Genomic DNA, 258 nt, shown 5'->3' with positions numbered 1-258 from the left:
AGGCCTGTTGCAGGTCCTCGAACAGGATCCGCCACGACACGCCGTCCACCGCCAGGTGGTGGATCACCAGCAGCAGGCGCTGGCTGCCATCGGCCAGGGTCGCCAGCAGCGCCCGCAACAGTGGCCCTTCGCCCAGCACCAGGCTGCGCTGGGCCGCCTCGGCCTCGGCTTGCAGCTCACCGGCGTCGGCCAGCGTGCGCTGCCACAGCAGCGGCTGCACCTCGCCCACGGCGCGGTAGCTGGCCTGCCAGCCGGCCT

General features: G+C 73.3%; 1 protein-coding gene. It reads right to left on the bottom strand.

Annotation, left to right across the window (positions count from 1 at the left end):
* On the bottom strand, positions 1–258 hold a 258-nt coding region (locus tag L6D77_RS27135; protein ID WP_236170241.1), incomplete at both ends, for a condensation domain-containing protein.

This window comes from Pseudomonas parasichuanensis, from assembly GCF_021601385.1.
Classification (GTDB): domain Bacteria; phylum Pseudomonadota; class Gammaproteobacteria; order Pseudomonadales; family Pseudomonadaceae; genus Aquipseudomonas; species Aquipseudomonas parasichuanensis.
Note: the sequence above shows the minus strand (reverse complement) of the source record. Positions and strands in the feature narration are given on the sequence as shown.